This window comes from Gemmatimonadaceae bacterium (assembly GCA_035633115.1).
In the GTDB taxonomy this organism is placed as follows: Bacteria; Gemmatimonadota; Gemmatimonadetes; order Gemmatimonadales; family Gemmatimonadaceae; genus UBA4720.
In genome coordinates, this window is sequence record DASQFN010000081.1 from 1 (window position 1) to 6,114 (window position 6,114).

General features: G+C 61.4%; 9 protein-coding genes. All 9 read left to right on the forward strand.

What is annotated here, in order from left to right; translation table 11 throughout:
* Positions 1–169, forward strand: a 169-nt coding sequence (gene tuf, locus VES88_11255) for an elongation factor Tu (protein ID HYN82071.1), incomplete at its 5' end; no start/stop codon positions are given.
* Between the two features lie 77 nt (positions 170–246).
* Positions 247–399, forward strand: coding sequence for a 50S ribosomal protein L33 (gene rpmG / locus VES88_11260; GenBank protein HYN82072.1), 153 nt, complete (start codon positions 247–249; stop codon positions 397–399).
* Entirely contained in the window at positions 400–636 is a 237-nt protein-coding gene (secE, locus tag VES88_11265; protein ID HYN82073.1) for a preprotein translocase subunit SecE, read from the forward strand.
* 2 nt (positions 637–638) lie between these two features.
* Positions 639–1,184: a transcription termination/antitermination protein NusG gene (nusG, locus tag VES88_11270; GenBank protein HYN82074.1), complete on the forward strand. Its 546-nt coding sequence runs from the start codon at positions 639–641 to the stop codon at positions 1,182–1,184.
* Positions 1,185–1,396: 212 nt separating this feature from the next.
* The gene (rplK, locus tag VES88_11275) at positions 1,397–1,819 is read left to right on the forward strand and encodes a 50S ribosomal protein L11 (protein ID HYN82075.1); all 423 of its coding nucleotides are present in this window, start codon (positions 1,397–1,399) and stop codon (positions 1,817–1,819) included.
* Positions 1,819–2,508: a 50S ribosomal protein L1 gene (rplA, locus tag VES88_11280; protein HYN82076.1), complete on the forward strand. Its 690-nt coding sequence runs from the start codon at positions 1,819–1,821 to the stop codon at positions 2,506–2,508. The genes rplK and rplA overlap by 1 nt, the downstream gene beginning before the upstream one ends.
* Positions 2,509–2,514: 6 nt before the next feature.
* The gene (gene rplJ / locus VES88_11285) at positions 2,515–3,030 is read left to right on the forward strand and encodes a 50S ribosomal protein L10 (GenBank protein HYN82077.1); all 516 of its coding nucleotides are present in this window, start codon (positions 2,515–2,517) and stop codon (positions 3,028–3,030) included.
* 43 nt (positions 3,031–3,073) lie between these two features.
* The gene (gene rplL / locus VES88_11290; GenBank protein HYN82078.1) at positions 3,074–3,457 is read left to right on the forward strand and encodes a 50S ribosomal protein L7/L12; all 384 of its coding nucleotides are present in this window, start codon (positions 3,074–3,076) and stop codon (positions 3,455–3,457) included.
* A gap of 185 nt (positions 3,458–3,642) precedes the next feature.
* Positions 3,643–6,114 (forward strand): DNA-directed RNA polymerase subunit beta (rpoB, locus tag VES88_11295; GenBank protein ID HYN82079.1); only part of this gene is annotated, 2,472 nt, incomplete at its 3' end.

Consider the following 6,114-nt stretch of genomic DNA (forward strand, 5'->3'; position numbering starts at 1 on the left):
GGGGAGTGTCGAGCTACCGGAAGGAATGGAGATGGTGATGCCGGGTGACAACGTTCAGATGACGATCGAGCTGATCACGCCGATCGCGATGGACGAAGGTCTGAGGTTCGCGATCCGAGAGGGCGGCCGCACGGTAGGCGCGGGCGTCGTAACGAAAATCATAAAGTAGGAGCCTGGCTCGCGTCTCGGTCACCGGCCACCGGTGACGGGGAACCGGTGACCGAGGCCCGAACAGGGAACGTATAAATGCCGCGCGACAAAATCATTCTCGCTTGCAGCGACTGTAAAAACCGGAATTACTTCACCACGAAGAACAAGCGCCTGCACCCAGAGCGCGTCGAGTGGAAGAAGTATTGCCCGCGCTGCAACGCACACAAGCTGCACAAGGAAACGAAGTAGATGGCAGTCGAAGTCGCTACACGGGCTCCGAGCTTCCCGGTCAAGGTCGCGACCTTCTATCAGGAAGTCGTAACCGAGATGCGGAAGGTGACGTGGCCCGACCGCGCGCAGCTGAAGGACACGACGATCAAGATCATCATCTTCGTGCTCTTCATCGGCGCGGTACTCGGCATCGTGGACGTTCTCCTTCAGCTCATTCTGGTGGAGGGCATCCCATCGCTATTCAGGGGACGGTAATCGTGGATCAACACCGCTGGTACGCGATACAGACGACCTCGGGCCACGAGAACAAAGTCAAGTCGCTGATTGTGCGACGGATCGACGCCGATCCGCGCTCCCCGGAGGAGCGCACGATCAGGCAGGCGCTCGTTCCGACTCAGGAAGTGGTCGAGATCAAGAACGGAAAGAAAGTCAACGTGGAGCGGAAGATTTATCCGGGCTACGTGCTTGTCGAGATGGTGATGGATCAGGAGACGGCGCACACGATCAACGGCATTCAGGGTGTGATCAAGTTCGTCGGCCACGAGCGACTCCCGCAGCCGCTGCGCCCCGATGAGGTCAACAGACTTCTCGGTGTCGCGGACGACACGGAGCCGGAAGAAGTGAAGGAAGAGATTCCCTTCCTGGTTGGTCAGGCGGTGGCAATCACCGAGGGGCCGTTCACCGATTTCAATGGAACCGTCGAGGAAGTTTTGAGTGACAAAGGAAAGGTACGAGTCTCGGTATCGCTTTTCGGGAGACCAACGAGTGTCGAGCTCGACTACCTCCAATTGAAGGGGTATTAAAAGCGCGACCCGCTCTTCGCTAAGCGCTTAGCGCTGTGCGCAAAGCGGTCAGCGGGTAGCGCGTTGTGATTTTGCCCTTGCGCGGGGCGGCCGAACTTCGAATCGGCGAGGAGCGCACCGTCGGATACCACTACGACGCTAAATCAAATCGTGGGAGTTGGAGGCGCAGCCCACGGTGGGCACCACGCGCAACTGAACGTCTAAGGAGTATCATGGCAAAAAAGGTCACTGGATTCGTCAAGCTGCAGATCTCTGCAGGTAAGGCGAACCCGGCGCCCCCCGTCGGCACCGCTCTCGGTCCGCAGGGAATCAACATCATGGCCTTCTGCAAAGAGTTCAACGCTCGGACGCAGGGGCAGGATACGATTCTTCCGGTCGAGATCACGATTTTCGCCGACAAATCCTTCACCTTCATCACCAAGACACCGCCCGCGGCTGTCCTGTTGAAGAAGGAAGCAGGGATCGAAAAGGGCTCGGGTCAGCCAAATCGCAACAAGGTGGGATCTGTCACTCGCGCGCAGCTCAGGAAGATCGCGGAGATCAAGCTGCCGGACCTGAACACGGATTCCGTCGAGTCGGCAATGGCGATGATCGCCGGCGCCGCGCGCTCGATGGGACTCGAGGTGAAGGACTGATGCGCAAGCACGGAAAGAAATACAAAGCCGCGGCCGAGAAGCGCGATCACGCCACGCACTATCCACCGAAGCAGGCGATCGAGTTCGTCAAGTCGTCGGCGTACGCAAAGTTCGACGAGACTGTCGAAGTTGCCGTCCGCCTCGGTGTCGATCCGCGCCACGCCGATCAGGTCGTGCGCGGAACAGTCGTGCTGCCCGCGGGCACCGGTAAGACGGTGCGCGTGCTCGTCATCGCCGATGGTGAAAAGGCGAGAGAGGCCGAGCAGGCCGGCGCCGACTACGTCGGAACGGAGTACATCGCCAAGATCAAGGAGAACTGGCTCGATTTCGACGTTCTCATCGCAACACCGAACCTGATGGGCCAGCTCGGTGCGCTCGGACGCGTTCTCGGTCCGCGTGGTTTGATGCCCAATCCCAAGGCAGGCACCGTGACGTTCGACGTCGCGCGCGCCGTCCGCGAGGTGAAGGCAGGAAAGATCGAATTCCGTGTCGACAAGAGCGGCAACGTCCACGCTGCAATCGGCAAAGTCTCGTTCCCGGCGGAAGCGCTGGAGACCAACTTCGCCGCGTTCATGGATCAGATCGTCCGCGCCAAGCCGCCTGCCGCAAAGGGCGTCTACGTCCGCAACGTCGCCATCTCGAGCACGATGGGCCCCGGCGTCATCATCGACACTACTCCTTACCGGTAGCCGACAATGAAGAGAGCCGAAAAGGAGCAGCTGGTGAGCGATCTTCGCGACAAGCTCAAAGGGTCGAAATCGCTGTACTACACGGACTTCACGGGGCTCAACGTGAAGCGCATGACGGAGCTCCGCCGCCGCCTCAAGCGTGCCGGCGTCGCGTACGTCGTGATCAAGAACACGTTGGCGCTGCGCGCGGTCAACGAGAGCGGGCTGGTTGGCGAGACCCTCAAAGGTCCAACCGGTCTCGTGTTTGGAACGGATCCAGTCGCGGCCGCAAAGGTCCTGACGGATTTCGCGAAGGAGTTCGAGCAGAAGCCCGCGGTGAAGGGCGGATTGCTGGAAGGGAAGGCGATCGACACGGCTCAGGTCAAGAAGCTGGCGTCGCTCCCGTCCCGTGAGCAGATGCTGGCCGATCTCGGTGCCGGCTTGCAGTCACCCATGGCGGCCTTCGTCGGCGCCCTGAGCGGATTGCTAACCATGTTTGCAGGCGCGCTCGACGCGCTCAAGACACAGCGCGAAGGCGCCTAATTTTTCCCGGAGAAAACACACAATGGCCCCCCCCAACGCAACCATGAGCAAGGATGAGATTCTCGATGCCATCGGCAACATGTCGGTGTTCGAGCTCGCCGAGCTGATCGAGGCTTTCAAGACCAAGTTCAACGTCACCATTTCCGCCGCGCCAGTCGGTGCAGCTCCCGCCGCCGGTGGCGCGGGTGCCGCCGCCGCTCCCGCCGCCGAGGAGCAGACGGAGTTTGCCGTCAACCTCAAGGCAGCGGGCGCCAAGAAGATCCAGGTCATCAAGGTCGTGCGAGAGCTGACCGGCCTTGGATTGAAGGAAGCGAAGGATCTGGTCGACGCCGCACCGAGCACCGTGAAGTCCGGCGTCACGAAGGACGAGGCGGCTGCAATGAAGCAAAAGCTCGAGGATCAGGGAGCGGAAGTCGAAGTGAAGTAAGGGCCCGGGTTGCCGTTCAACCCTTTCCCTCACTTCAACTTCGACGATATGCTCGATATCCGACGTCGCTCCACAACTGAAGCACTTCCCATCGCTCCACCCCGGCATCGCGAAAATTTCGCGGCCGCCGGGGCAGGAGTCGTTTGCGTCTGCGCCATCCCCGTAGGTGACATATGCCAGAATTGATGAAAGAGATTTCCTTCGCAAAGCTCGACCAGGGCATGAACATGCCCCATCTGCTCGACATCCAGACGCGCGCGTTCGAATCGCTGCTGCAGCTGGATGCCGCCTCGCACGACCGCGAGGATATCGGGCTCGAGCGAGTCTTCAAGGACCTGTTCCCGATCACCGACGTCCACGAGAATTTCTCGCTGGAGTTCAAGAGCTACACGCTCGGCGATCCCAAGTATTCTGTCGCCGAGTGCATCGAGCGCGACATGACGTACTCGGCTCCTCTCAAGGCGACGCTCCAGCTCGTCATCTTCGAGGAGACCGAAGGCGGCAAGCGGCCGAAGAACATCATCGAGAAGGAAGTCTACCTCGGTGAGCTGCCGCTGCTCACGCCACTCGGCACGTTCGTCATCAACGGCGCCGAGCGCGTCATCGTGAGCCAGCTGCATCGCTCGCCTGGCGTCGTGTTCGAGGAGTCGACGCACCCCAACGGGCAGCGGCTGATCTCCGCGCGCATCATCCCATTCCGCGGGTCGTGGGTGGAGTTCACGGTCGACATCCACGACGTGATCTACGTCCACATCGACAAGAAGAAGAAGTTCCCCGCGACGGCGCTTCTCCGCGCCTTCGGCTACGGGACGAGCTCGGCGATTCTTCGCCTCTTCTTCGCCGAGCGTGAGCTCGACCTCGTGAAGAAGCGCGAGAGCCGCACGGATCAGCGCGAAGTCCTCGGCGCAATCATCGCCGAGAACATCACGCTCGCCGGTGAAGCTGTCGACCCGGACGCTCCGCGTCTCAAGACGAAGAAGGCACGCACTCAGCTCGAGCGCGATCAGTCTGAGCTGCTCGTGCAGGAAGGCGACGAGCTCACCGAAGAGGTCTTCAACCGGCTTCGCCGGCTGAAGATCGACCGTATCAAGGTCTTTGCGTCATACACTACCATCGACCTCCGCGACGAGACGGATGCCATCGAGCGCGGAGAGCGGCCGGAGCGGCGCATCATTGCTCGCGACGCGGTGGACCTCGATTCAGGCGAAGTCATCGCCGAGTGCGGAGACAAGCTGACCGACACGCAGATCAGGAAGCTGCGAAGGGCCGAGATCGGCAAGGTCCAGGTGTTCGTCACCTCGGGCCGCGCTGAGTCTGCGCTCATCAAGAACACGCTGGCTAAGGATCCGACTCACACCGAGGAGGAGGCGCTTCGCCAGATATACTCGCTGCTCCGTCCGGGTGACGCGCCGAACCGCGAGACGGCGAAGCAGGCGCTGGAGAGACTCTTCTTCTCGCCGAAGCGCTACGACCTCGGCCGCGTTGGCCGCTACAAGATCAATCAGCGTCTGGCGACGAACCGGCCGGCGAGCGAGACCGTCCTCACTCGTGAGGATTTCATCGCGATCGTCCGCTACCTCGTCGAGCTTCACGAAGGACGCGGGTTCACGGACGATATCGATCACCTTGGAAATCGGCGCATCCGCTCGGTTGGCGAGCTGATCGCGAATCAATTCTCGGTCGGACTCTCACGCATGGCGCGCCTGGTGAAGGAGCGCATGTCGATCAACACCGATCCTGAAAAGATCTCGCTCGACGATCTCGTGAATGCGCGTACGGTATCGGCGGTCATTCAGGCGTTCTTCGGATCGTCGCAGCTGTCGCAGTTCATGGATCAGACGAACCCGCTCGCCGAGCTGACGCACAAGCGCCGGCTTTCGGCGCTGGGACCGGGCGGATTGACGAGAGAGCGCGCCGGATTCGAGGTCCGCGACGTGCACTACTCGCAGTACGGTCGGATGTGCCCCATCGAGACGCCTGAAGGTCCGAACATCGGACTCATCACGTCGCTCGCCTGCTTTGCCCAGGTGAACGACCTCGGATTCATCGAGACGCCCTATCGCGTCGTGAAGAACGGAAAGGTCACCGACGAAATCTCCTGGCTCGACGCGAACCGCGAGGAAGACGTCACGATCGCGCAGGCCAATGCGCAGCTCAATCCCGACGGAACATTCGTCGACGAGCTCGTGCTGTGCCGCATGCGCGGTGACGTGCCTCTCGTGGCGCCCGACAGAATCGACTACATGGACGTCGCGCCCGAGCAGCTCGTCTCCATCGCCGCTGCGCTCATTCCGTTCCTCGAGCACGACGACGCCAACCGCGCCTTGATGGGCTCGAACATGCAGCGTCAGGCCGTGCCGCTGGTGCGCGCCGAGGCGCCGTTCGTCGGCACCGGCATGGAGCCGATCGTCGCCCGTGACTCTGGCGCTGCCATCGGCGCACGCCGCGGCGGCATCGTCGACCAGGTGGACGCGACGCGTATCGTCATCCGCGCCACCGAAGACCTCGATCCCGGCAAATCCGGCGTCGACATCTACCGGCTGATGAAGTTCCAGCGTTCCAACCAGAACACCTGCATCAACCAGCGTCCGCTGGTTCGCATGGGCGATCTGGTCAACAAGGGCGACATCATCGCCGACGGTCCTTCGACGGACCTC

What these genes read in the sequence shown, in the direction of transcription:
- rpmG (HYN82072.1), top strand. Translation starts at nt 247, where the DNA reads ATGCCGCGCGACAAAATCATTCTCGCTTGCAGCGACTGTAAAAACCGG.
- secE (HYN82073.1), top strand. Translation starts at nt 400, where the DNA reads ATGGCAGTCGAAGTCGCTACACGGGCTCCGAGCTTCCCGGTCAAGGTC.
- rplK (HYN82075.1), top strand. Translation starts at nt 1,397, where the DNA reads ATGGCAAAAAAGGTCACTGGATTCGTCAAGCTGCAGATCTCTGCAGGT.
- rplA (HYN82076.1), top strand. Translation starts at nt 1,819, where the DNA reads ATGCGCAAGCACGGAAAGAAATACAAAGCCGCGGCCGAGAAGCGCGAT.
- rplJ (HYN82077.1), top strand. Translation starts at nt 2,515, where the DNA reads ATGAAGAGAGCCGAAAAGGAGCAGCTGGTGAGCGATCTTCGCGACAAG.
- rplL (HYN82078.1), top strand. Translation starts at nt 3,074, where the DNA reads ATGAGCAAGGATGAGATTCTCGATGCCATCGGCAACATGTCGGTGTTC.